20 protein-coding genes are annotated in these 25,466 nt (G+C 27.8%); 19 read left to right on the forward strand and 1 reads right to left on the reverse strand.

The window, feature by feature from the left end; all coding sequences use genetic code 11:
- Nucleotides 1-86: 86 nt before the first annotated feature.
- From ligA to BN7997_RS01465, 9 genes are all read left to right on the forward strand, one after another.
- The gene (gene ligA, locus BN7997_RS01425; protein WP_071119109.1) at nt 87-2,108 is read left to right on the forward strand and encodes an NAD-dependent DNA ligase LigA; all 2,022 of its coding nucleotides are present in this window, start codon (nt 87-89) and stop codon (nt 2,106-2,108) included.
- A gap of 199 nt (nt 2,109-2,307) precedes the next feature.
- Nucleotides 2,308-3,657, forward strand: coding sequence for a ribonuclease PH (gene rph, locus BN7997_RS01430; RefSeq protein WP_071119110.1), 1,350 nt, complete (start codon nt 2,308-2,310; stop codon nt 3,655-3,657).
- A complete protein-coding gene (locus BN7997_RS01435) occupies nt 3,657-4,127 on the forward strand; it encodes a metallophosphoesterase (protein ID WP_071119111.1) in 471 nt (156 codons plus the stop codon). The genes rph and BN7997_RS01435 overlap by 1 nt, the downstream gene beginning before the upstream one ends.
- A gap of 124 nt (nt 4,128-4,251) precedes the next feature.
- Entirely contained in the window at nt 4,252-5,538 is a 1,287-nt protein-coding gene (tig, locus tag BN7997_RS01440) for a trigger factor (protein WP_071119112.1), read from the forward strand.
- A gap of 70 nt (nt 5,539-5,608) precedes the next feature.
- Entirely contained in the window at nt 5,609-6,193 is a 585-nt protein-coding gene (gene clpP / locus BN7997_RS01445) for an ATP-dependent Clp endopeptidase proteolytic subunit ClpP (protein WP_071119113.1), read from the forward strand.
- 19 nt (nt 6,194-6,212) lie between these two features.
- Nucleotides 6,213-7,460 carry an ATP-dependent Clp protease ATP-binding subunit ClpX gene (gene clpX / locus BN7997_RS01450; RefSeq protein WP_071119114.1) on the forward strand — a complete coding sequence of 416 codons (1,248 nt, stop codon included), beginning with the start codon at nt 6,213-6,215 and terminating at the stop codon, nt 7,458-7,460.
- 279 nt (nt 7,461-7,739) lie between these two features.
- The gene (gene lon / locus BN7997_RS01455) at nt 7,740-10,094 is read left to right on the forward strand and encodes an endopeptidase La (RefSeq protein WP_071119115.1); all 2,355 of its coding nucleotides are present in this window, start codon (nt 7,740-7,742) and stop codon (nt 10,092-10,094) included.
- Entirely contained in the window at nt 10,094-10,705 is a 612-nt protein-coding gene (yihA, locus tag BN7997_RS01460) for a ribosome biogenesis GTP-binding protein YihA/YsxC (RefSeq protein WP_071119116.1), read from the forward strand. The genes lon and yihA overlap by 1 nt, the downstream gene beginning before the upstream one ends.
- 250 nt (nt 10,706-10,955) lie before the next feature.
- On the forward strand, nt 10,956-12,311 hold the full coding sequence (locus tag BN7997_RS01465) for an APC family permease (protein WP_071119117.1): 1,356 nt from the start codon (nt 10,956-10,958) through the stop codon (nt 12,309-12,311).
- 49 nt (nt 12,312-12,360) lie between these two features.
- On the opposite strand, the gene BN7997_RS01470 is transcribed toward BN7997_RS01465, so the two are convergent.
- Nucleotides 12,361-12,882 carry a GNAT family N-acetyltransferase gene (locus BN7997_RS01470; protein ID WP_071119118.1) on the reverse strand — a complete coding sequence of 174 codons (522 nt, stop codon included), beginning with the start codon at nt 12,880-12,882 and terminating at the stop codon, nt 12,361-12,363.
- A 198-nt stretch (nt 12,883-13,080) separates the two neighbouring features.
- Between BN7997_RS01470 and BN7997_RS01475 the strand changes: the two genes are divergently transcribed.
- The 10 genes from BN7997_RS01475 to BN7997_RS01520 all read left to right on the forward strand — a co-directional run bounded on the left by BN7997_RS01475 (nt 13,081) and on the right by BN7997_RS01520 (nt 25,282).
- Complete coding sequence (locus BN7997_RS01475; protein ID WP_071119119.1) at nt 13,081-14,157, forward strand: ATP-binding protein; 1,077 nt, start codon at nt 13,081-13,083, stop codon at nt 14,155-14,157.
- A 188-nt stretch (nt 14,158-14,345) separates the two neighbouring features.
- Nucleotides 14,346-15,026: a DUF881 domain-containing protein gene (locus tag BN7997_RS01480; protein ID WP_071119120.1), complete on the forward strand. Its 681-nt coding sequence runs from the start codon at nt 14,346-14,348 to the stop codon at nt 15,024-15,026.
- Nucleotides 15,019-16,302: a GspE/PulE family protein gene (locus BN7997_RS01485; RefSeq protein WP_071119121.1), complete on the forward strand. Its 1,284-nt coding sequence runs from the start codon at nt 15,019-15,021 to the stop codon at nt 16,300-16,302. The genes BN7997_RS01480 and BN7997_RS01485 overlap by 8 nt, the downstream gene beginning before the upstream one ends.
- A 1-nt stretch (nt 16,303) precedes the next feature.
- Nucleotides 16,304-17,404, forward strand: coding sequence for a type II secretion system F family protein (locus tag BN7997_RS01490; protein ID WP_083334974.1), 1,101 nt, complete (start codon nt 16,304-16,306; stop codon nt 17,402-17,404).
- Between the two features lie 32 nt (nt 17,405-17,436).
- Entirely contained in the window at nt 17,437-17,895 is a 459-nt protein-coding gene (locus tag BN7997_RS01495) for a type II secretion system protein (RefSeq protein ID WP_071119122.1), read from the forward strand.
- A 302-nt stretch (nt 17,896-18,197) separates the two neighbouring features.
- Entirely contained in the window at nt 18,198-19,232 is a 1,035-nt protein-coding gene (locus BN7997_RS01500; protein ID WP_071119123.1) for a YecA family protein, read from the forward strand.
- Between the two features lie 233 nt (nt 19,233-19,465).
- Nucleotides 19,466-19,843 (forward strand): hypothetical protein, encoded by a 378-nt coding sequence (locus tag BN7997_RS01505; RefSeq protein ID WP_071119124.1) that lies wholly within the window; start codon nt 19,466-19,468, stop codon nt 19,841-19,843.
- 331 nt (nt 19,844-20,174) lie between these two features.
- Nucleotides 20,175-21,770, forward strand: a complete 1,596-nt coding sequence (locus BN7997_RS01510; RefSeq protein WP_071119125.1) for an NAD(P)/FAD-dependent oxidoreductase — start codon at nt 20,175-20,177, stop codon at nt 21,768-21,770.
- A 170-nt stretch (nt 21,771-21,940) separates the two neighbouring features.
- Nucleotides 21,941-23,545, forward strand: a complete 1,605-nt coding sequence (locus BN7997_RS01515; RefSeq protein WP_408638329.1) for a Na/Pi cotransporter family protein — start codon at nt 21,941-21,943, stop codon at nt 23,543-23,545.
- Nucleotides 23,546-23,935: 390 nt separating this feature from the next.
- Entirely contained in the window at nt 23,936-25,282 is a 1,347-nt protein-coding gene (locus tag BN7997_RS01520; protein ID WP_071119127.1) for a glucose-6-phosphate isomerase, read from the forward strand.
- Nucleotides 25,283-25,466: the final 184 nt, after the last annotated feature.

Here is a 25,466-nt window from a genome sequence, read left to right on the forward strand (position 1 = left end):
ATAAATCTATAATGATATACTAAAAATATAATAAAACAATGAAATGGCAATACTAAAAGAGATTTATAACTAAGAGGTGATATAGGATGAATATAGAAAAAATAATAAATGAATTAATAGATAAAATAAACTATCATAACGAAAAATACTACAATGAAGATAGTCCAGAAATATCAGATATGGAATATGATAATTTAGTAAAAGAGTTAATTAGGTTAGAAGAAGAAAATCCACAATTTAAGAGGATTGATTCTCCAAGCAATAGAGTTGGAGGAAAGCCATTAGAAAAATTTAATCAAATAACACATAAAATACCAATGTTAAGTTTATCTAATGCATATTCTGATTCAGACTTGAAAGACTTTGATAAAAGAGTAAAAGATATGGTAAATGAAGATGTCGAATATGTAGTTGAATTTAAGATAGATGGCTTATCAGTAGGTATTACATACGATAATGGAGAATTTCAATATGGAGCAACTAGAGGTAATGGGGTTATAGGAGAGGATATATCTAAAAACTTAATGACTATTAAAAGTATACCTCTTAAAATAAATGACAATGATGAGATAGTTGTAAGAGGAGAAGTATACATATCAAAGGAAGATTTTAAAAAGGTAAATGAGCAACAAGAAGAACAAGAACTTCAAGTATTTGCAAATCCAAGAAATTTAGCAGCAGGATCTCTTAGACAATTAGATCCAAAGTTAACAGCTAAAAGACCTTTAGATATATTTATATTCAACTTAGAGTATTCACAAAATAATCAATTTAAAAGCCATAGTGAGTCTCTAGAATTTTTAAATGGATTAGGATTTTCTGTAAGTCCAAATTATAAGGTATGTAAGAATATAGACGAGGTAATAGAACATATTGAATATTGGACAGAAAATAGAGATAAATTAGCATTTGAGATAGATGGAATGGTAATAAAAGTAAATAACTTAAAGCAAAGAGAAGCGATGGGATACACAGCAAAAAGTCCAAGATGGGCTATTGCATATAAATTCCCAGCAGAAAAGAAAAAAACAAAAATAATAGATATTATAGTAGAAGTAGGAAGAACGGGAACAATAACTCCTACAGCTGTTTTAGAGCCTGTAAGATTAGCTGGAACAAGTGTAAGCAGAGCTACATTACACAATGAAGATTATATAAAGGAAAAAGATATAAGAATTAATGATACAGTGTTAGTTCAAAAGGCTGGAGATATAATACCTCAAGTACTTGAAGTTGTAAAAGAAGAACGTACAGGTGAAGAAGTAGAGTTTAATATGCCAGATAAATGTCCGGTTTGTTCAGAGCCAACAGTAAGGATAGAAGGTGAAGCTGCTGTAAAATGTATAAATATATCTTGTCCAGCTCAAATAAGAAGAGGAATAATACACTTTGCGTCTAGAGATGCTATGAATATAGATGGGCTAGGAGAGTCTATAATAAGTTTATTATTAAATGAAAATATAATAAATGATATATCAGACTTATATAAGATAAAGAAAGAAGATATAGTAAGTTTAGAAAGAATGGGTGAAAAATCAGCTACTAATCTTATAAATGCAATTAATAAATCAAAAGAAAATGATTTATGGAGATTAATTAATGGATTAGGTATAAAATTTATAGGAACAAAGGGAGCAAAAATACTTGCTAATAGTTATAAAGATTTAGATAAAATAATGAATGCTACAGCAAGTGAACTTGTAAATTTAGAAGAGTTCGGTGAGACTATGGCAAATAGTGTAGTTGAATTCTTTAAAGAAGACAAAAATATAAAAGTAGTAGAAAAATTAAAAGAATATGGACTAAATACTAAAGCTATAGAAAGTGAAAATGATGATATAAATAAAGTATTTGAAGGTATGAAAATTGTTTTAACTGGTACACTTCCTACATTAAAAAGAAATGATGCAAAAGAGATGATAGAGTCAAGAGGTGGAAAGTCAACATCAAGTGTGAGTAAGTCAACTACTTTTGTACTGGCTGGAGAAGAAGCAGGATCAAAATTAACAAAGGCCAATGAACTAGGGATAAAGGTAATAGATGAAGACACATTTATAGAACTTTGTAAATTATCATCTAAAGAAGATGTAGAAAGTAGACTTATATAGTATTTAGAAAATATATATATGTTAAACTCGAAATATTAAGGATATTAAAAATAGATATATATGCTTAAATATGGAAAAATCCTAACTACTTATGATAATATTATAACTATAATGTTAATTAAATTTATAAAGTAGTTATATAAAAATATATAAAGTTAATATATAAAAGTATTAGATGAATTTAAGTGAGGTATTATAAATGGCAAGAATTGATAACAGAAAGAATGATCAAATTAGAGATATAAAAATTACTAGAAATTATACAAAGTACGCAGAAGGATCTGTACTTATAGAAATGGGATCAACAAAGGTTATATGTACAGCATCTATTGAAGATAAAGTACCTCCATTTTTAAGAAATACGGGAACAGGTTGGATAAATGCTGAATATTCAATGCTTCCAAGATCAACGCATCAAAGGAAAGTAAGGGAATCATCAAGAGGGAAAGTTGATGGTAGAACACAAGAGATACAAAGATTAATTGGTAGAGCAATAAGATCCGTAGTAGATTTAAGTAAAATAGGGGAAAGAACTATATGGGTAGACTGCGATGTAATACAAGCGGATGGAGGAACAAGAACTGCCTCTATAACAGGAGCTTTTGTAGCTGTAGTAGATGCTATAAATAAGTTACATAAATCAAAAGCAATAAAACATATGCCAATAACAAACTTTGTATCGGCAATAAGTGTTGGTATAGTTGAAAAAGAACACTTACTTGACTTATGCTACGAGGAAGATTCAAATGCACAAGTAGATATGAACGTAATAATGACTGATAAAGGTGAATTTGTTGAAGTTCAAGGTACAGGAGAGGAAAGACCATTTTCTAGAGAAGATTTAAATAAATTATTAGAACTTGGAGAAAAAGGGAATAAAGAATTAATAAAAGCTCAAAGAGAAGCATTAGGTGAAATAGCAGATGAAATACTTGGAGTAGAATATGGAGATGAAGTAGTTATAGCTACGAATAATGCGCACAAGTTGAAAGAAATAGGGGATATATTAAGTGACCTAGATTATAAAATATACTCTCTAAAAGACGTAAACTTAGATGGAATTGAAATTGTTGAAGATGGAAAAACTTTTGAACATAATGCGTTAATAAAGGCTAGAATAATAGCTAAGAAAACTAATATGATAGCAATATCAGATGATTCAGGTTTAGAAGTTGATGCTATAGGAAAAAAACCAGGAATATACTCTGCTAGATTTGCAGGAGAGAATGCTACTGATGAAGAAAATAGACAAAAGCTAATTAAGTCTTTAAAAAATATACCAATGAGCCAAAGAAGTGCAAGATTTGTATCTGCTATAGCGGTTGTTTTCCCTGATGGAAAAGAATTTGTAGTAAGAGGAACTTGCGAAGGAAATATAGGATTTGAAGAAAAAGGCAAAAATGGATTTGGGTATGATTCATTATTTATAGTTGATGGATATAATAAGACATTTGCAGAGATACCATCTTCTGTTAAAAATGCTATAAGCCATAGAGCTAATGCTTTAAAACTAATGAAGGTAGAGTTTAAAAAAAGGGTAGGTAAGTAATGAAAATAGGTATACTAAGTGATACACATATGATTAAGGAGTGTATTGACAAAACGATACCCTACTTAAAAGATTGTGATTTAATAATACATGCAGGTGATAACTTCTCCGACTCTAAGTATATACATAATATGACTAAAGTCGGAATTATGGCAGTAAAGGGTAATTGTGATTTTGATAATGTAGAAGATGAACTTATATTTGATATAGAAGATAAAGTAATATTTTTATGTCATGGTGATAAATATAATGTAAAGTATGGCCTTGATGAAATAGAAGCTAAGGCTAAAAGTATAGATGCTGACATTGTTATATTTGGTCATACACATACTCCACTAAACTTTAAGAAAGATAATATTATATATCTAAATCCTGGAAGTGTATCTTTACCAAGGGGAGTAGATTATAAAAGTTTTTCTATAATGAACCTTGAAAATGACAATATAAAAATAGAGCAAATAAGATTATAGAAACTATTGAATTGTCTATGTTTATGAAATTAACCCAACACTTGTAAATAAAAAAACTTATGTGCTATAATTAAAGAGTTAAGCTATATAAATCATTACATAACAATATAGGAGGAATAAACTAATGAAAGCAGAATTAGTAAAAAAGGAAGGTAACAAGGTTACTTTAAAAATAACTGTAGATAATAATAAATTTGAAGCAGCAGTAAATAAAGCATATAACAAAACTAAAGGTAAATATAATATACCAGGATTCAGAAAAGGTAAAGCTCCAAAAGTAGTTATAGAAACTCAATATGGAAAGGGAGTATTCTACAACGATGCTATAGATATGTTATTCCCAGAAGTATATCCAGAGGCTATAAAAGAATTAAACATAGATCCAATAGATAGACCAGACTTAGACATAGAAGAAATAAGCAAAGATAACGGATTAGTTATGGTTGTAAATGTTGAAGTTAAGCCAGAATTCGAATTAGGAGCTTACAAAGGTATAGAAATATCTAAAGTAGACAATACTGTAAGTGAAGAAGATGTAGAAGCAAGATTAAACGAAATGGTAAACAGAAATGCTAGATTAACATCTGTTGAAGATAAAGCTTTAGAAAATGGAGATACAGCTGTTATAGACTTCGAAGGATTTGAAAATGGAGTAGCTTTCGAAGGTGGAAAAGGTGAAAACTACAACTTAGTTATAGGTTCAAATACTTTCATACCAGGATTTGAAGATCAATTAGTTGGTAAAAAAGCTGGAGAAGAAGTAGAAGTTAACGTTACTTTCCCAGAAACTTACCATGCAGAAAACTTAGCTGGAAAGCCAGTAGTATTCAATGTTAAAGTAAATGATGTAAAGGTTAAAGAAGTTCCAGCTTTAGATGATGAATTCGCTAAAGATACTACTGAATTCGAAACTTTAGCAGAGTTAAGAGCTGACGTAAAAGCTAAGTTAGAAGAACAAGCTAAAAATGCAGCAGATGCTGAAATGAGAAATGCTTTAGTTGAAAAAGTTTCTGCAAATACAGAAGTAGAAGTACCAGAAGCTATGGTTCAACATCAAATAGACAATATGTTAATGGAACTTAACTACCAATTACAATACCAAGGATTAAACTTAGAACAGTTATTACAAATGACTGGAAGAGGTTTAGATGAGTTAAGAGAAGAAAGAAGAGCTGATGCAGAAAGATTAGTTAAATCTTCTTTAGTATTAGAAGCTATAGCTGAAAAAGAAAATGTAGAAGCAAATGATGCAGATGTAGATGCTGAATTAGAAAAAATGGCTGCTATGTACAACATGGAAGTTGAAAAAATAAAATCTTCATTAAGAGAAACTGATATAGAAGATATAAAAGGTCAAATAAAAATAAGAAAAACACTAGACTTATTAGTTGAAAATGCAACAATAGCTTAATCTTACAGTAGCCTATTAGGCTACTGTAAATTATATATAGAATAAATAAGAGATTTAGGGGGTATAGCAGATGGCATTAGTACCTGTAGTTGTTGAGCAAACAGGAAGAGGAGAAAGATCTTACGATATATATTCAAAACTTTTAAAGGATAGAATTATATTTTTAGGTGATGAAGTAAATGATGCTACAGCTGGACTTATAGTAGCACAGTTATTATTTTTAGAATCAGAAGACCCAGATAAAGATATACATTTATATATAAACTCACCAGGAGGAAGTATAACAGCAGGTATGGCTATTTATGATACTATGCAATACATTAAACCTGATGTAAGTACTATATGTATAGGAATGGCAGCATCTATGGGAGCATTCTTATTAGCAGCAGGAGCAAAAGGTAAAAGACTTGCTTTACCAAACAGCGAAATAATGATACACCAACCTTTAGGTGGAACAAGAGGTCAGGCGACTGATATAGAAATACATGCTAAAAGAATCTTAAAGATGAAAGATACTTTAAATCAAATACTATCAGAAAGAACAGGTCAACCATTAGAAAAAATTCAAATGGATACTGAGCGTGATAACTTCATGTCATCAATTGAAGCTAAAGAATATGGTTTAATAGATGAAGTAATTACAAATAGACCGTAGATAGAAAGAGGTGCTTAATATGTCAAAAAATGAAGACAAAAGACAGTTAAAATGTTCATTCTGCGGCAAGAACCAAGAACAAGTCAAAAGGTTAATTGCGGGTCCAAATGTTTATATATGCGATGAGTGTGTTGAACTTTGCGATGAGATAATACAAGAAGAAATAGAGGAAGTAGTTGAAGAGGATACTGCATCTTTACCTAAGCCAAAGGAAATGATGGAGATATTAAATGATTATGTTATAGGGCAAGATAAAGCTAAAAAAGCATTGTCAGTAGCTGTGTATAATCATTATAAGAGAATCTACAATAAAAAAGCTAGCACTAAGGATATAGAGATACAAAAGAGTAATATATTATTATTAGGTCCAACTGGTTCAGGTAAAACTTTATTAGCTCAAACTCTAGCAAAAACATTAAATGTACCTTTTGCTATGGCAGACGCTACATCATTAACAGAAGCTGGATACGTGGGAGAAGATGTTGAAAATATTCTTTTAAAACTTATTCAAGCTGCTGATTTTGATATAGAAAAAGCTGAAAGAGGAATAATATATATAGATGAGATAGATAAAATTGCTAGAAAATCAGAAAATCCATCAATAACAAGAGATGTTAGTGGAGAAGGTGTTCAGCAAGCTCTACTAAAGATATTAGAAGGAACTGTTGCTAATGTTCCACCTCAAGGTGGAAGAAAACATCCACATCAAGAATTCTTAAAAATAGATACTACTAATGTATTATTTATATTAGGTGGAGCTTTTGATGGAATAGAAAAAATAATCCAAAAACGTGGTGGTGAGAAAACACTTGGTTTTGGAGCTAAAATAGAGAGCAAAAAAGACATAGATTTAGGAAAAATATATGCACAAGTTCTTCCTGAAGATTTATTAAAGTTTGGTATAATACCAGAATTTATAGGAAGGATACCAGTTGTAGCAACATTAGACTTACTAGACGAAGAAGCATTAATGCAAATTCTTAAGGAGCCTAAAAATGCTTTAGTAAAACAATATCAAAAGTTATTAGAACTTGATGATGTTGAATTAGAATTTAGAGATGATGCTCTTAGAGCAATTGCTAAAAAGGCTATAGAAAGAAATACTGGTGCAAGAGGTCTTAGAAGTATAGTTGAAAATACTATGATGGAGTGTATGTATGAAGTACCTTCTAGAGATGATGTTAAAAAAGTTATAGTAACAAAAGAAGCAGTAGAAGGAACAGAACAACCTATTTTAGTATCTAAGGATGAAGAAGAATCTGCATAATAATTATTTAAAAACAGCCTAAAAATTAGGCTGTTTTTTATTATAATATAATTTAAAATAAATGACAAAATAGATATATATATACTATAAATAAGTCCCTTAAGTGCTTATTAATTTGTGTAAATTAAAATATAGTGTATAATAAATATTAAAGAGTTTATACATTATGAAATAAGGGCAAAATATATTATAGATTATTATTAATGTTGAAAATTAAGGATTGTAAATATATAATATATAAAGCAATAAAATCTAGCACTTTAATAAGGAGTGATATTGGTGGAACAGAATTATACTAAGATTGAACATGAATTACCGTTAATTCCACTTAGAGGATTAGCGATATTTCCATATATGATATTAAACTTTGATGTAGGTAGAGAAATTTCATTAAAAGCTTTAGATGCTGGGGCTTTAAATGATGATTTAGTATTTTTAACTTCTCAAAAAGAAGCTGAGACAGATGAACCTACTACGGATGATTTCTATCATGTAGGAACAATATGTAAAATAAAACAAATGATTAAATTACCAGGAAATACAGTGCGTGTATTAGTAGAAGGTATTTCAAGAGGTAAAATAAAAGAAGTAGGAATGGATGAAGAAGAAGGCTACTTTAAAGCAATTATAGAAGAAGTTGCATATGATGCGGAAAATGCAGATGAAGATGCTGAGGTTGAAGCGTTTGTAAGAAATGTTTTTGATGCTTTTGAAGAGTACATAAATATAGGAAATAGAGTTTCTCCAGAAATATTAATATCTTTAGCAGATATAGATAATGTAGATCGTTTTATAGATACTATAGCTGCAAACATATACTTAAAACCAGATCAAAAGCAATCAATACTAGAAGAGTTTGATGTTAAGAAAAGATTAGAGTTAATATATACTATATTATTAGAAGAAATAGAAATATTAAAAATAGAAAAGAAAATAACTCTAAGAGTTAAAAAGCAAATGAATAAAGTTCAAAAGGAATATTATTTAAGAGAACAACTAAAGGCTATACAAAAAGAGTTAGGAGATGACGAAGATATAAACTCTGAGGCTGATGAATATAGAGAAAAGCTTAATAAAATAAAAGCTCCTAAGGAAACAAAAGAAAAAATAGCAAAAGAAATAAATAAATTCTCTAAAATATCTCCTATGTCGCCAGATGTTTCTGTTAGTAGAACATATTTAGACACAGTATTCTCATTACCTTGGAATAAAGAAACTAGAGATAAGATTGATTTAGAAAAAGCTAAAGAAATACTAGATGATGAACATTATGGTTTAGAAAAAGTTAAAGAAAGAATATTAGAATATTTAGCTATAAGAAAATTATCTAAATCATTAAAAAGTCCTATTATATGTTTAGTTGGACCTCCAGGTGTTGGTAAAACATCGATAGCTAAATCAATAGCAGATTCTTTAGGAAGAAAATTTGTAAGAATCTCTTTAGGTGGAGTTAGAGATGAAGCTGAAATAAGAGGACATAGAAGAACTTATGTTGGAGCAATACCAGGTAGAATAATAAATGGATTAAAAGAAGCTCAAACTAAAAATCCAGTATTTTTATTAGATGAAATAGATAAAATGTCTTCCGATTATAAAGGGGATCCAGCTTCTGCAATGCTAGAAGTATTAGATCCAGGGCAAAATAAGGACTTTGTAGATCATTATGTAGAAGTGCCTTTCGATTTATCTAAAATATTATTTGTTACTACTGCAAATAGTTTAAGTACTATACCGAGACCACTGTTAGATAGAATGGAAATAATAGAGGTATCTGGATATATAGAAGAGGAAAAACTAAATATAGTTAAAAAGTATTTACTTCCAAAGCAATTAAAAGAACATGCTTTAGAAGCAGATTTTATAAAAATGGATGATGAAGTTATAAGAGATATAATAGACTCATATACAAGAGAAGCTGGTGTAAGAAATTTAGAAAGAACTATAGGTAAAATATGCAGAAAAGTAGCTAAAAAATATGTAGAAAATCCTTCTTTAGAGGGTGTAGTTATTACTAAAGCGGACTTAGATGAATATTTAGGTAAAAATAGATATAGACATCAATTAGCCGGTACTAAACCAGAAGTTGGTATTGTAACAGGACTTGCATGGACAGCTGTTGGTGGAGAAACTTTAACTGCAGAGGTTAATGTTTTAAAAGGAAAAGGACAAGTTGTTTTAACAGGTAAGTTAGGAACTGTTATGAAGGAGTCTGCTCAAACTGGTATATCATACATAAGATCTATAGCAGATAGATTTGATATAGACCCTGATTTCTATACTAAAAATGATATACATATACATCTTCCAGAAGGTGCAGTACCAAAAGATGGACCATCAGCAGGTATAACTATGGCCTTAGCAGTGCTTTCAGCATTAACTAACATACCAGTAAGAAATAATGTTGCAATGACTGGAGAAATAACTTTAAGAGGAAGAGTATTAGCAGTTGGTGGTATAAAAGAAAAATTATTAGCTGCTCATAGAGCAGGAATAACAAAAGTATTACTTCCTAAAGAATGTGAAGCAGATTTAGAAGAAATACCTCAAAATGTAAAAGAACAAATGGAATTTGTGCTTGTTGAACATATGGATGAAGTGTTAGAACATGCATTATTAAGGAATGGTGAACAATAATGAAAATAAGAAGCTCGGAAATAACAATGAGTGCAATAAATAGATCTCAATATCCAGCTGATGGAATACCTGAAATAGCGTTAGTTGGAAGATCTAATGTAGGAAAATCATCTACAGTAAATACACTACTAAATAGAAGAAACTTTGCAAGAACAAGTCAAACTCCAGGTAAGACTAGAACTATAAACTTCTATCTTATAAATAAAGAATTTTTCTTTGTAGACCTTCCTGGTTATGGATATGCAAAAATAGCCAAGTCTGAAAAAGATAAATGGGGAGTTATAATGGAAAGATATTTACAAGATAGACCAGAATTATGTGCAATATTCTTACTTGTAGATATAAGACACGAGCCAACTAATGATGATGTTATGATGTATGAATGGATTAAACACTTTGGATATAACTGTGTTGTAATAGCGACTAAAGCAGATAAAATATCTAGAGGGCAGTATCAAAAGCACTTTAACATCATAAGAAAAAAATTACAATTAGAAAAAGATGAAAAAATAATACCTATATCTTCTTTAAAGAAAACTGGAGTGGAAGAAGTATGGGATGAAATAATAAGACAATATAGAGAACATGGTTATGAAATAACTGTAGATTAATAAAAAGAGTAGCAATTTGCTACTCTTTTGTTAATTTATGCTATTTAATTATAAAATATATATAAAATTTTTTATAAATTAGTCGTAAATAGAAAATATGGAATAATCATAAATAAATATAATTAAATTTAATTTATTAAAAAAATTAAAAAATCTATTCGTTATATTGAAAAATTATTAATATAATAGTAAAATATGAAAAAATAAGTCAATTAAAGCAATTTATATAAATTTATAGGAGGTGTATTTAATGAGTGGAAATTCAAATCAACAACTAAGAAAAACTATAGGTTTTAATGCGGCACTTTCTACAGTAGTTGGTATATTAATAGGCTCAGGTGTGTTTTTCAAACCACAAGCTATATATAGTGCAACTAATGGAGGGCCAGGTTTAGGACTTTTAGCATGGTTAATAGGTGGACTTATAACTATTGCAGCAGGACTTACTGCAGCAGAAGTATCAGCAAGTATAATAAAACCAGGTGGTTTAATGGTATATTTAGAAGAAATATATGGAGAACGAATAGGATTTTTAACAGGTTGGATGCAACTAATATTATTCGTACCAGCAATAGTTGCAGCACTAGGAATTATATTTGCCCAAGAATGTGTTAGCTTATTAGGTTTAAATAATGAATTATATGTTATAGCTATTGCTATAGGAGTAATAGTTTTTATTGTTTCATTAAATTCATTAGGAGCAAAATTTGGTGGGGCAATTCAAACTGCGTCTACTATATGTAAATTATTACCTTTAGCGGTTATAATTATATTTGGATTAATAAAAGGTGACTCAGCAGCACCTATGATGACTCCTTTAGTAGGAGAAGGAGCTAATATTATATCAGTATTATCTCAGATTCTTATAGCAACTTTATTTGCATATGATGGATGGATATATGTTGGAGCATTAGCTGGAGAAATGAAAAATCCATCTAAGCATTTACCAATGGCTATTGTAGGTGGTATATCTTTAGTTATGGCAGTTTACCTTATAATAAACGTAGCGTACTTAAGAGTAGTACCAGCATCTGAGATGGCATTAGTAAGTGCACCAGCAACATTAGTTGCAAGTAAATTATTTGGTCCAGTAGGAGCAAAATTAATAAGTATCGGAATATTAATTTCTGTATTTGGAACATTAAATGGATTTATATTAACAGGAGGAAGAATTCCATATACAATGGCAAGTGAAAATAGAATACCTTTCTCTAATATATTTAGTAAATTAAATAATAATGGAGTACCATTAAATGGAACTTGGTTAATAGTAGGTTTATCAATTTTATACTCATTATCAGGTCAGTTTAATTTATTAACTGATTTAGCTATATTTGTTATATGGATATTCTATACGATGTTATTTGTCGGTGTTATGAAACTTAGAAAAACTAAACCACAAATGGAAAGACCTTATAAGGTTCCATTATATCCTATAATTCCTATAATTGCTATTGTAGGTGGTGTATTTGTAGTTGTAAGTACATTAATAACACAACCTAAGAATTCTATAGTAGGTTTAATAATAACGTTAATAGGATTACCTGTTTATGAATATATGAAGAAAAAGAACTCAAATCAAAATAATAATAAAGTATCAGCATAATAATAAGAGTACCTTATAATATTTTTATATTAGAGGTACTCTTTTAAAGTTAGTCTTTAAATATTGACATTATTATTTCATCGTAATATTTTCCATCTTTAAAAATTTCATTTTTTAATACACCTTCAACTGTAAATCCACATTTCTTATAAGATTTTATAGCTCTTTCATTAAATGAAAAAGTACTTAGTCTTATTTTATTTATATTCATATTATTAAATATAAAAGTTACTAAAGTTTTCATAGCATCAGTACCATATCCTTTACCCCAATAGTCTTTATCTCCAATCATTATTCCTACTAAAGCAACTCTAGATAACCAATTTACATTTTGTATCCCGCATCCACCAATATACTTACCTGTTTCTATATCTTCTATAGCAAAATTATATTGACCATTATCATTTGATTTCTGAGATTTTATCCAAGATTCTTCCTCCCAATTTGTCATAGGAAATGGGATATTTGTAACCAATAATTTTTTTAATTCTCTATCATTAACAAACTTAGTTGCTAGAGGAATATCTTCTTCTTTATAAGCCCTTAAACGAACTTTTTCTCCACAATACATATAATTCACCCCATATTCAAAATTTATATAATTGTATATGAGAGAAAAATAATAGTAAATAATATTAGAAAAATTTTATAAGTTATTTTTTTATTATAGATAAACAATTTAAAATGATTAATAAATATATAATAGGAGTAACAAATTGAGATTATAATTAATATTTTAGAATAGATATAAAATCTAGGAGGTTTATATATGGAAGGTAAAATAAGAAAGATATTTCCAGGTGCAAATACAGCTAACGGATCATTTAATTTCTTTGACAATATAATTCAAGGTGATATAAATAGAATATTTTGCTTTAAAGGGGGACCAGGGGTAGGGAAATCATCATTAATGAAAAAGATTGCTCAAGAATTTATTGATAGGGGATATGATGTTGAATTACACCATTGTCCATCTGATCCAAGTTCGTTAGATGCTTTACTAATAAAAAAATTAGGAGTAGTTTTGTTAGATGGGACTTCACCTCATATTGTAGACCCTAAAAATCCAGGTGCTGTTGATGAAATAGTTAACTTGGGTGAATTTTGGAATGTAGAGAATTTAGAAAAAAATAAAGATGAAATAATAAAAGTAGGAAAGGATATTAGTGCATCCTTTAGAAGAGCATATAAATTTTTAAAAGCTGCGGAACCAATATATTTTGATATAGAAGAAAAATATAGTAATTCTATGAATTTTGGAAAGGTTAATTTATTAGTAGATGAATTTATAGAAAAGTTATTTAAAAAAACATCTAATTCTGGGCAATATAAAAAGGAAAGACATTTATTTGGAACAGCTATAACACCAATTGGTCATATAGACTATACTGATAGTATACTGAGTCAAGTTAAAAAGGTATATTATTTAGATGGGGAAATAGGAACTGGGAAAACTACATTCCTAACAAAGGTATATGAGAAAGCAGTCCAAAAAGGTATGAGTGTAGAAGTATACCACTATCCATTAATTAAAGAAAAAATAGAAACTATAATAATAAAAGATTTAGACATAGCTATAACAGTAAGTCGCATATTTGAAGATAGGGAAAAGATAGATCTTAATCAATTTATAGATAAAGATAAGTTATCTAAATATCAAGAAGAAATAGATTTTGATAAAAAGATTTTTAATGAACTAATAAATTATGCAATATCAAACTTAAAAAGGGCTAAAGCTAAACATGATATAATAGAAGCATGTTATGTACCAAATATGAATTTTGCTGAAATAGAAAAATTAAGAGAAGATCTAGTAAAAAGAATATTAAAATATGAAAATAATTAATAATAAGAATGTAAATTAAAAATATAATACTATTTATAAAAGGCTATGTTAAATAAATTAGTTGCATAGCCTTTTATAAATATAGTTACAATTAAGTAGAATTCAACAGATGAATTTATTTTAATTCTAGGCAATATTTAATACTTAAAAAATAGAATAATAAAAATAAAATGTAAGAGGTAAGTAGTATGAAAAGGAATTATATGTCTATAATATTTATTGTATTTATAATAGGATTATTAAGTGGAATCTTAATTAAAGATTATTATAAACAAGAGTATTTATATATAAATAAGGACAAGCTTATTAAGAAAGAGATAAAAAGTACTCAAAAAAACATCAAGGTTATGAGTAAAGAAAAGAAAAAAATGGAGAAAGAAATAGAAAATTTAAAATCAAAAAATCAAGATTCTAAAGTGGCGAATCAAATAAATACTCTAAAAGAAGTTTTAGGATATGTTGATGTAAAAGGAAGTGGTTTACTAATAAAGATAGATGCAATTAATGATGAAATAGGAAATATAGCAAACTTTGTAGATTACAATAAAATTTTATTAAACATAGTCAATGAAATAAAAGTAAATGGAGGAGAGTACATATCTATAAATAATCAGAGATTGAATCAATATTCAGAAATTTCTTTAGCGGGAAGTCATATAAATATAAATTCTACACCAATAGCACAACCATATAATATTAATGTAATAGGAGATATTGATGAATTAACTGATTATATTAATAAAAAAAATACATATCTAGATAGCATAGGAAAGAATTATCAATTAAAAGTTGAAACTAAAATTGAAAAAAATATAACTATAGAAAAAATGAGTATAATAAATAAATTAGAATATATAGAGGGTGAATAATATTATATTAGAAAAACATACATTACCTGTTTTAAAAAGTGAAAAGTTATTAAAGCGGAACAAATTATTAACTATTCAAAATATTAATAAAGATTTTGAATTAGAAAATAGCAAAGAATATAAAAGTATTACTTCAAACTTACATGAAGATTATGCAAGAATTCAATTTAAAGAAATTTTAACAGAAGCTATTCATAAAGGTGCAAGTGATATACACATAGAACCATTTGAGGACGAGATAGTAATAAGAATTCGAGTTGATGGTCAATTAAGTAAAATATTGACTATAGCTACAGAATCATATTCATTTTTATTAACTGTTATAAAATTGGACTCGGGTATGAATATTGCAGAGAAAAGATTACCCCAAGATGGTAGAATGGAGAAAAAAATAGATGATATTATAGTAGATATTAGATCATCAACTATACCAACAATATATGGAGAAAAGATGGTTCTTAGAATATTAAATAGACAATCCCTTATAAAAGAGAAGTCTGAATTAGGATTTTCAAAACCAGCAATAGAAAAAATAGAAAATATAATAAATAAGAAATCAGGAATATTATTAGTAACTGGATCAACAGGAAGTGGAAAGACGACAACGGTTTATTCAATACTAAATGATCTATTAAATAGCAAGAAAAATATAATGACAATAGAAGATCCAGTAGAGTATAAAATAAAGGGTATAAATCAAATACAAGTGAATGATAAAATAGGTTTAACATTTGATGTAGGTCTTAGATCCATACTTAGACAAGATCCTGATATTATAATGATTGGAGAAATAAGAGATGTAGAAACAGCTAAAATAGCAATAAGAGCTGCTTCAACGGGACATTTAGTAATAAGTACGATGCATACTAATAATGCTATATCATCAATTAATAGGCTTATGGAAATGAAATTACCACCATACTTAATAAGCTCAACTCTAATAGGAGTAATATCACAAAAATTAGTAAGAAAGATATGTAACAATTGTAATCACGGTATTGTTATAAAAAATGACGTAGATGAAGAAATAAATATAAATACGGAACTAGGATGTGATAAATGTGAAGATACCGGATATTATGGAAGGACTGCTATATATGAAATTTTAGAAATAAATGAAAATTTAAAACACTATATAAATAATTGGACTAATAGTTGTAATATAGCAAGTATTGCAATTGGAAATGAAATGATAACCTTTGAAGATAGTGCTAGATATTTAATAGAAAATCATATAACTACACAAGAAGAGTGTGGCCTATTAGAGGGTATATGATATGCAAAAAACTAATTATATAAATAGAGATAATATCAAAAGTAAATCTAATTTAAAAAAATCTAATCAAAAAATAAAATCTAAAGAGCTAAAGGTACTATGTAAACAAATGAGCATATTACTCAAATCAGGATGTGAAATCACAAGAATACTAAATATACTTTATGAACAATCAAATAAAAAATTGAAAAGGGCGATAGAAGAAGTTTCTATAAATATTCAAAATGGTAATAATATAACTGAATCATTTGAAAAAACAAATTTATTTTCAAGTTTTTTTGTAAATATGTTACAAGCAGGAGAGTTAAGTGGAAATCTAGATAAGATTATGAATGATTTAGCCAAATACTACGATAGTGAAGAAAGGCTTAAATCTAAGATTATTAGTATATCTATATATCCAATAATTCTAATAATAATGTCTATGATATCAGGATTTTTTATATTAGTATTTATAATTCCTAATTTTGAAATGATATTTGAAGCTAATGGTATAAATCCACCATTATTAACTAAGATACTTATAGGTACATCAGTTTTTATTAGAGAAAAGTATCTATATATATTTTTTATATCTTTGATTTCAATTCTACTAGTTTGTTATCTAATCAAATACAGTCCAAAAGTAAAATATATTAAGGATAAATTAAAGTTAAAAATTCCATTTATAAATCAAATGATGATACTAGTAATTACAACTAGATTTTGTAGAACATTAAACATATTAGTTGAAAGTGGTGTTCAAATCGTAGATGCCATAGATATATCATCAAGAGCTTTAGACAACATTATAGTATATGAAAAACTTTCAATATCAAGAGAACATATAAGAAGAGGTAATGATATAAGTTACTCCATAAGTAAATCAGAAGTTTTCTCAAATTCATTTATATCAATGTTAAGAATAGGAGAAGAAAGTGGAAGATTAGATGATACTTTAAATGTAACTAATGATTTTTATAGTGAAGAATTAAATATAAAAATTGAAAAAGCTATGAAATCAGTAGAACCTATAGTAACTTTAGTCATAGGATTAATTATAGGATTGTTTATAATTGCTATGGTTATACCCATGTTTGATGCAATAAATTCAATCCAATAATATAAAAATTAAATATTTTAAGGAGAAGTTATATGAAATTTAAAAGTTTACAAAAGAAAAAAAGAGCAGGATTTACGTTAGTAGAGATGGTTATAGTAGTCACTATACTAGGAATCTTATCAGGAATAGGATTTATGAAATTTGGAAATGTACAAGAAACATCAAGAAAAAATGCTGATTATGCAGCTGCGGCTAATCTAGCTACAGCAGCTAATTTATATTTATTAGAAAATCCAAATATAGATGTAAATAATAAAACTATTAGTATAGATGAACTAAAAAAAGAAGGATATATAAATTCTATACCAAAATCTCAAAGTCAAAATAAAGAGTTTGTTATTAAAATTGTTGAGGTAGAAGAAGATGGAAAGAAAAATGAAGAGTTAAGAGTATTATGTGACTTAGGGAACGAAGGTGAGGTTATATTTTATCCTAAACTAAAAAATGAAGAGATATCAAATGACAAAAATGAAGATAGTAGTTTAGAATAATAAATTAGAAATATATCAATAATTAGTGTCAATTAATAAAAAATAATCCGCTAAATATAGTAATTATAAAAAACTATGACAAATTTAATCACAATTTATATTAATTTACTAAAAAAAACAAAGAGGATTATAATATCTTAGCATAGAAAGTTTATAATTGAAGTAGAACGAAACATTATGCCAAAACTTAACACTATACATAAAAATAAGAAAATAATATGATAAATATAGAATCATTTAATAAAAAATGGTATAATAATAAATTGTACTTTTAAATTAAAAACAAAGGAGTGAAACTCACATTGCTAGGGAGAAACGAGTTATGCCCCTGTGGAAGTGGCAAAAAATATAAAAGATGTTGTTTAAATAAAGATGTTGTAGTAGACAGAGCGGGTAGAAAAGTTGGTACAGCTCAAAAACAATATTCAGAATTATATACTAGAATATATGAGTATTCAAGACAAGATAAGTTTAAAGAAGAATATGAAAAAGCTAAAGAAATGTTTTATATAGTGGATGATGAAGCATTAAACTCAAAGTTTGATAGATTCTTCAATACTTACTTTATACAAGATCATATAATGGAAAGTAAAAAAGTTATGACAGTTGCTTTCTATGAAGATAATAGAGATAAAGTTAATACAAATGAAGTTAAAATATTAAGAAACTTATTTGAATCATATGTAAGTGTTTATGAAGTTAAGGAAGTACTAGACGGAAAAATATTATTAAAAGATTGTTTAACTGAAAGAGAAGTTTATACAGAAGATGTAAAACTATTAGCAGATTTCAAAGTAGGAAGCTCTATGATAGCTAGAATAGTAGATGTTGAAGACACTAGCATATTAATAGACATAACTATAAGTATATCAGATGCAGTTAAAGAGGTTATAGTTAATGATATAAAAACTTTATTTGGTCAATATGAAGATTTATATAAAGATATGAAGACTTTCTTAATACATCATACTCATATACTATATAAATACATGCAACAATTATTAGAGCCAAGTATAGCTGATTATTTAAAGAAGCAAAAAGAAGAGAAAATGGATAAATTAGCTGAAGTGGCTGTTACTGAAGATGATTGTAAAGTGTGCACAGTACTTAAACAAAATGTTGAAGCTGAATATTTAAATTCTTGTATAGATTTCTGGAATGACTTCAAGGAAGCTAATGGAGAAGTAAAAGGTTCTGAAAATGGATGGGCTGCAGCTGTAGAATATCATATAAAAAAGGTTGCGGGACAAGTTATAACACAAGCTCAAATATCTAAAAAATATGAAATAAGCCCAAGTACTTTAGGAAAGAGATATAAAGACTTAAAAATATCTTAATATTTAATATGGAATTTAGGAGTTGTATTTTAATATGATTCCTAAATTTTTTTATTTAATCTATTTTTAAATTTTAATAAATTATAGTTTAGAAATAGATTAACCTTAAAGATATTAAATAAAGTAACGTTATTTTGTAATTAAATTTTATAAAATCGTAAAAAAAGGTTTTAATATATGCGAATAATGTATAAAATAGTAGATATATAAAAAGAATAGAAAGAGGTATAGTTATGAGTCTTAGTTTAGGAAATGCAATAGCGGTATCAACAAACTTTATAAAATCTAATCCAGCAGTGCCTGTATACAAAGGAGAAGAAAATCCAAATAACTTATATGCTGTTATATATCATATAGAAATAGGTTATAGTGAAGTAGCATCTCAAAAAACTAAACAATACATAATAATAGATTATAAAGAGTTCAACTTAAATATAGATGAAAAGAATGAATTAATAGATATAGCTAAACAATATTGTGAATCTAAAAACATACCAAATGATGAACAATTAGAAATAGCGCTTTTAGATAATGAAGAAGCTGAGAACTTCTTAGAAAAAGTATTCAATAACATGAAGGTTATAAGAGGTCTTATAACTAAAAAAGACTAATATACAAGTCTTATAGTCATTAAATAACAACGGTATATCAAGGTTTATGTAAACTTAAAATCTATAAGTATAATAAGAAATAGATTTAAGTAAAACATAAATTTGTGATTTATAAAGAAAATTGATTCTAGATATGGAAGTATTAGCTTTAGTCAAAGATATAAATTAAAAAATATATAGTAACTTTCTTTGACTTAAAAATATTTATAGACTAGATTTAGAATGGGTATATAAAAAGAGAATATAGAGCTAATGTTTATAGAAAGCTAGGTTTATATCCTAGCTTTTATGTTGCTAAAAAATAAAAATTATTTATATAAAGGAGAAAAAAATGTTAAGAGTATCAAACTTAAAATTAGGTATAGATGAAGATATTTCTTTATTAAAAAAGCTTATACTAAAAAAACTTAAAATAAAAGAAAATGAACTTATAAAGTACTTTATATATAAAGAATCTATAGATGCAAGAAAAAGAGGAAGAATAGACTTTGTATATACAGTTGATGTAGAAGTTAAAAATGAGAATAAAATTTTAAAAAATTCTATAAAGGATGTTGTAGAAATAAAGCAACGTAATTATATAGGTGTTGAGATGGGAAGTGAAAAGCTAAAACACAGGCCTGTAATAGTAGGAAGTGGTCCAGCTGGTTTATTTGCAGCTTTAGTACTAGCTCAAAGAGGATTTAATCCAATAATGCTTGAAAGAGGACTAGATGTAGATAATAGAACAAATGACATAAATGATTTTTGGAATAATAGAAAGTTTAAAAATAATTCAAATGTACAATTTGGAGAAGGTGGAGCTGGAACTTTCTCTGATGGAAAGCTTACAACTAGAATAAAAGATATTAGATGTAGAAAGGTATTAGATGAGTTAGTTAATTTTGGTTCGCCAGAAGAAATATTATACTCTCATAAACCTCATGTTGGAACAGACATATTAAAAAATGTAGTTAAAAATATAAGAAATGAAATAATTAGACTAGGTGGAGAAGTTAGATTCGATACATTAGTTACAGATATAATAACTGAAAATGGAAGTATAAAGGGAGTAGTTGTAAATAACAATGAGACTATAGAGTCAGAAGTTGTTATACTAGCGATAGGCCATAGTGCTAGAGATACTTATAAAATGCTTTATAATAGAGGAGTTACAATAATTCAAAAACCATTTGCAATAGGTGCTAGAATAGAACATCCTCAAGAGTTAATAAATAAATCTCAATACAAGGAATTTTATAATCATCCAAGACTTGGTGCTGCAGATTATAGGCTAATAGAGCATACATCAAACCTTAGAACAGCATATACTTTTTGTATGTGTCCAGGAGGAAGTGTTATAGCATCTGCATCAAATGAATTTGAGGTTGTAACAAATGGTATGAGCGAGCATGCTAGGGATAAGGTAAATGCAAATAGTGCATTCCTAGTAAATGTTATACCTTCTGACTTTGGAAGTGAAGATCCTCTTGCAGGAGTTTATTTCCAAGAAAAATATGAAAGACTTGCTTATGAATTAGGTGGTAAAAATTACAATGCTCCAGTTCAATTAGTAGGAGATTTCCTAAACGACAAAGTATCTACATCTTTAGGAAATGTAGAACCATCATATAAACCAGGATATACATTTGTTGATTTAAGAGAATGCTTACCTGAATTTGTTACTTCAACTATGAAGGAAGCTTTACAAAAATTAGATAATAAATTAAATGGATTTGCAATGAATGATGCTGTATTAACAGGAGTTGAAACAAGATCATCAGCTCCAATAAGAATAGTTAGAGATGAAGAAACTTTACAATCTATAAATACTAAAAATTTATATCCTTGTGGAGAAGGTGCTGGATATGCAGGTGGAATTGTTACAGCAGCAGTAGATGGAATAAAGTGTGCGGAGAAGATTATAGAGAAATATTCTAGCTTATAAGTATAAATTTAACCTGTGTTTTACATGATTTTAATATATTTATAATATTTAACATAATCTTAACACAAAATTTGTAAAAATTTTGGTAAAATACAATAGGAATAAATATTAATAAGTTAATCATCGCATATCAAGGAGGAATAAGGAAGTTGGATATAGCAATAGGAATTATGGGAGGTCTTGGTCTATTCTTATATGGTATGAACCTTATGGGAGATGGACTTCAAAAGTCAGCAGGGTCTAAACTTAAAAGAATAATAGAACTACTTACTAGTAACGTAATAATGGGTGTTTTAGTTGGTATGGTAGTTACTATGGTAATACAAAGTAGTAGTGCCACTACAGTAATGGTAGTTGGATTTGTTAACGCAGGAATAATGAGTTTAACTCAAGCAATAGGTGTTATAATGGGGGCTAATATAGGTACAACTATAACAGCTCAATTAGTATCACTAGATGTTGATTTCCTTGCACCAGTAGCATTAGGAATAGGTATAGTTATATATATGTTCTCTAATAAACCAAAACATAAGAATATAGCAGAAATACTTATAGGGTTTGGTATATTATTCACTGGTATGGATTTTATGAAAGAAGCTGTTAAGCCATTAGCAGGATATCAAGGATTTACAGATATGTTATTAAGCTTTGGGCACCATCCGATATTAGGAGTACTAATGGGATTTGCTATAACAGCTATAGTACAAAGTTCAAGTGCTTCAATGGGTATGTTAATAGCCCTTGCTTCTCAAGGATTAATACCTATAACAGCAGCTTTACCAATACTATATGGTGAGAATATAGGTACATGTGTAACTTCATTAATTTCTAGTATAGGTGCAAGTAGAAATGCAAGAAGAGCAGCTATAATGCATTTAACTTTTAATGTGTTAGGATCTATGATATTTATGTTTATATTAAGCAAACCTATAGTAGCTATAGTTACTGCTATAGATCCAACAGATGCAGCTAGACAAATAGCAAATGCACATACACTATTCAACATATTAAATGTTATAGTATTATTACCATTTAATAAATTAATAGTTAAATTAGCATTAAAGTTAGTTCCTGAAACTAAAGGTGAGCAAGATGATGATGATAAAGTTGTTAAATATATAGATGATAGAATGATAGAAACTCCATCAATAGCACTAGCTAATATAGTAAAAGAAACTCTAAGAATGGGTGAAAAATCTAAAGAAAGCTTAAATGCAGCAATGGATGGAATTGTAGATAAATCTAAAGAAAAGATAGAATTATCATTTAAAAGAGAAAAACTTATAAATGAATTACAAAAATCAATATTAAACTACTTACTTAAATTATCTAAGGCTTCGTTAAATGAAGACTCAAGAGAGACAGTAGATGCTCTATTCAACACAGTTAATGATATAGAAAGAATAGGAGATCATGCTGAGAATATAGCTGAATTAGCAAAAGATATAGTAGATTTAGAAATATCTTTCTCAGATGTAGGTATAGGTGAGCTTAAAGATATGTATAATAAAGTTGTATCTACTTACACATATGCATTAGAAGCTATGAGAACATCAAATGTTGAGTTAGCTTGTAAGGTTATAAAGATGGAAGAGCAAGTAGATATGATGGAAAAATCATGCAGAGCAAACCATATGAATAGATTAAACAGTAGTTCATGTAGTATAGAAAGTGGAGTTATATATTTAGATATAATATCTAACTTAGAAAGAGTATCAGATCATGCTGTTAATATAGCACAGCAAGTTATTGCAGGAAGAATAGTAAATAAATAGTTATAGAATAAAAAAGTTGTCTTATTTTGGACAACTTTTTTACGCTTAAGGATATTATAATACTTTAAAAAATGTGGATAACTTCTGAATGTAAGTAATATGAATAAATTGTTTTTGAGCGTAAAAAAGATTTTGAGCAACGGACGAAGTCGTTGGCGACATGAGCGAAGCGAATTTTTTATTTATGTTTGATAAATATGTTATTAGTCAAATATAAATAAGAGTATTTGATTTTAAGATAATTAATTTTTTATAAAAGTAATTATTAAACAATAATATACACTTTATAAAAATAAATTAATTAAAGAAATCGATTTAATTTTAGGATTAATTATAATGGAAATTTATGTTATAATTTTCTTATACTTAAAGAAGGAGAGAGGTAGAATTATGGGAAGTGTTAAATTTGATTATAGTAAAGTAATAGGTTTTATAAAACAGCATGAAATAGATTGTATGCAATCTTATGTAGATCAAGCTCATAAAATGATTCATGAAAAAACAGGGTTAGGAAATGATTTTTTAGGATGGGTAGACCTACCAAAGAACTATAATAAAGAAGAGTTTTCTAGAATAAAGAAAGCAGCAGAAAAAGTAAAATCTGATTCAGATGTACTTTTAGTTATAGGTATAGGGGGATCTTACTTAGGTGCAAGAGCTGCTATAGAAATGGCAAGCCATTCATTTAGAAACAACTTATCAAAAGAAGATAGAAAATCTCCAGAAATATACTTTGTAGGACAGAATATAAGCTCTACATATATGATGGATTTATTAGATGTAATAAAAGACAAAGATGTATCTATAAATGTTATATCAAAATCAGGAACAACAACTGAGCCTGCAATTGCATTTAGAATATTTAAAGAATTTTTAGAAAAGAAATATGGAAAAGAAGAAGCAAGTAAAAGAATATATGCAACTACAGATTCATCAAAAGGTGCACTTAGAAAATTAGCAGATGAAGAAGGATATGAAACATTCATAATACCTGATGATGTAGGTGGACGTTTTTCTGTGTTAACACCAGTAGGATTACTACCTATAGCTTGCGCAGGTTTAGATATAGATGCGATGATGCAAGGTGCAGCTGATGCTTGTGAAGAATTTAAATCATCAGATTTAAAGACTAATGATAGTTATCAGTATGCAGTAGTTAGAAATGTATTACATAGAAAAGGAAAAGATATAGAATTATTAGTAAACTATGAACCTCAATTACATTACGTGGGAGAATGGTGGAAGCAGTTATATGGTGAAAGTGAAGGAAAAGATAATAAAGGTATATTCCCAGCAGCTGTAGACTTCTCAACAGATTTACATTCTATGGGTCAATATATACAAGAAGGTAAGAGAATATTATTTGAAACAGTTTTAAATGTAGAAAATGCTAAGAGAGAAATAACAATAGATGAAGTTGATGTGGATTTAGATGGATTAAACTATTTAGCTGGAAAAACTGTAGATTTTGTTAATAAGAAGGCATTCCAAGGAACTTTATTAGCACATACAGATGGTAATGTTCCAAACTTAATAGTTAATATTCCAAAATTAGATGAATATAACTTTGGATACTTAGTATACTTCTTTGAAAAAGCTTGTGCATTAAGTGGATATATATTAGGTGTTAATCCATTTGATCAACCAGGTGTTGAAGCATATAAGAAAAACATGTTTGCTTTATTAGGTAAACCAGGATTTGAAAAGGAAAAAGAAGAATTAGAAAAAAGACTTTAGTAGTTAAGGTTAAGTTAAGAATAACGTAATATAATGAAATCATCAATAAGATAATATATCTAGTTGGTGGTTTCATTTTTTATTTGTGTAATATTTATTATGGCATTATTAATATAAATATAATGCTGAAAGATGAAATTTGATAAAAGTAGAAAAAGAGTTTACTAATAGATTGAGAAATCAG

The sequence above is a fragment of the Romboutsia timonensis genome (assembly GCF_900106845.1).
In the GTDB taxonomy this organism is placed as follows: Bacteria; Bacillota; Clostridia; order Peptostreptococcales; family Peptostreptococcaceae; genus Romboutsia; species Romboutsia timonensis.

What these genes read in the sequence shown, in the direction of transcription:
- ligA (WP_071119109.1), top strand. Translation starts at nt 87, where the DNA reads ATGAATATAGAAAAAATAATAAATGAATTAATAGATAAAATAAACTAT.
- rph (WP_071119110.1), top strand. Translation starts at nt 2,308, where the DNA reads ATGGCAAGAATTGATAACAGAAAGAATGATCAAATTAGAGATATAAAA.
- BN7997_RS01435 (WP_071119111.1), top strand. Translation starts at nt 3,657, where the DNA reads ATGAAAATAGGTATACTAAGTGATACACATATGATTAAGGAGTGTATT.
- tig (WP_071119112.1), top strand. Translation starts at nt 4,252, where the DNA reads ATGAAAGCAGAATTAGTAAAAAAGGAAGGTAACAAGGTTACTTTAAAA.
- clpP (WP_071119113.1), top strand. Translation starts at nt 5,609, where the DNA reads ATGGCATTAGTACCTGTAGTTGTTGAGCAAACAGGAAGAGGAGAAAGA.
- clpX (WP_071119114.1), top strand. Translation starts at nt 6,213, where the DNA reads ATGTCAAAAAATGAAGACAAAAGACAGTTAAAATGTTCATTCTGCGGC.
- yihA (WP_071119116.1), top strand. Translation starts at nt 10,094, where the DNA reads ATGAAAATAAGAAGCTCGGAAATAACAATGAGTGCAATAAATAGATCT.
- BN7997_RS01465 (WP_071119117.1), top strand. Translation starts at nt 10,956, where the DNA reads ATGAGTGGAAATTCAAATCAACAACTAAGAAAAACTATAGGTTTTAAT.
- BN7997_RS01470 (WP_071119118.1), bottom strand. Translation starts at nt 12,882, where the DNA reads ATGTATTGTGGAGAAAAAGTTCGTTTAAGGGCTTATAAAGAAGAAGAT.
- BN7997_RS01475 (WP_071119119.1), top strand. Translation starts at nt 13,081, where the DNA reads ATGGAAGGTAAAATAAGAAAGATATTTCCAGGTGCAAATACAGCTAAC.
- BN7997_RS01480 (WP_071119120.1), top strand. Translation starts at nt 14,346, where the DNA reads ATGAAAAGGAATTATATGTCTATAATATTTATTGTATTTATAATAGGA.
- BN7997_RS01490 (WP_083334974.1), top strand. Translation starts at nt 16,304, where the DNA reads ATGCAAAAAACTAATTATATAAATAGAGATAATATCAAAAGTAAATCT.
- BN7997_RS01495 (WP_071119122.1), top strand. Translation starts at nt 17,437, where the DNA reads ATGAAATTTAAAAGTTTACAAAAGAAAAAAAGAGCAGGATTTACGTTA.
- BN7997_RS01505 (WP_071119124.1), top strand. Translation starts at nt 19,466, where the DNA reads ATGAGTCTTAGTTTAGGAAATGCAATAGCGGTATCAACAAACTTTATA.
- BN7997_RS01510 (WP_071119125.1), top strand. Translation starts at nt 20,175, where the DNA reads ATGTTAAGAGTATCAAACTTAAAATTAGGTATAGATGAAGATATTTCT.
- BN7997_RS01515 (WP_408638329.1), top strand. Translation starts at nt 21,941, where the DNA reads ATGGGAGGTCTTGGTCTATTCTTATATGGTATGAACCTTATGGGAGAT.
- BN7997_RS01520 (WP_071119127.1), top strand. Translation starts at nt 23,936, where the DNA reads ATGGGAAGTGTTAAATTTGATTATAGTAAAGTAATAGGTTTTATAAAA.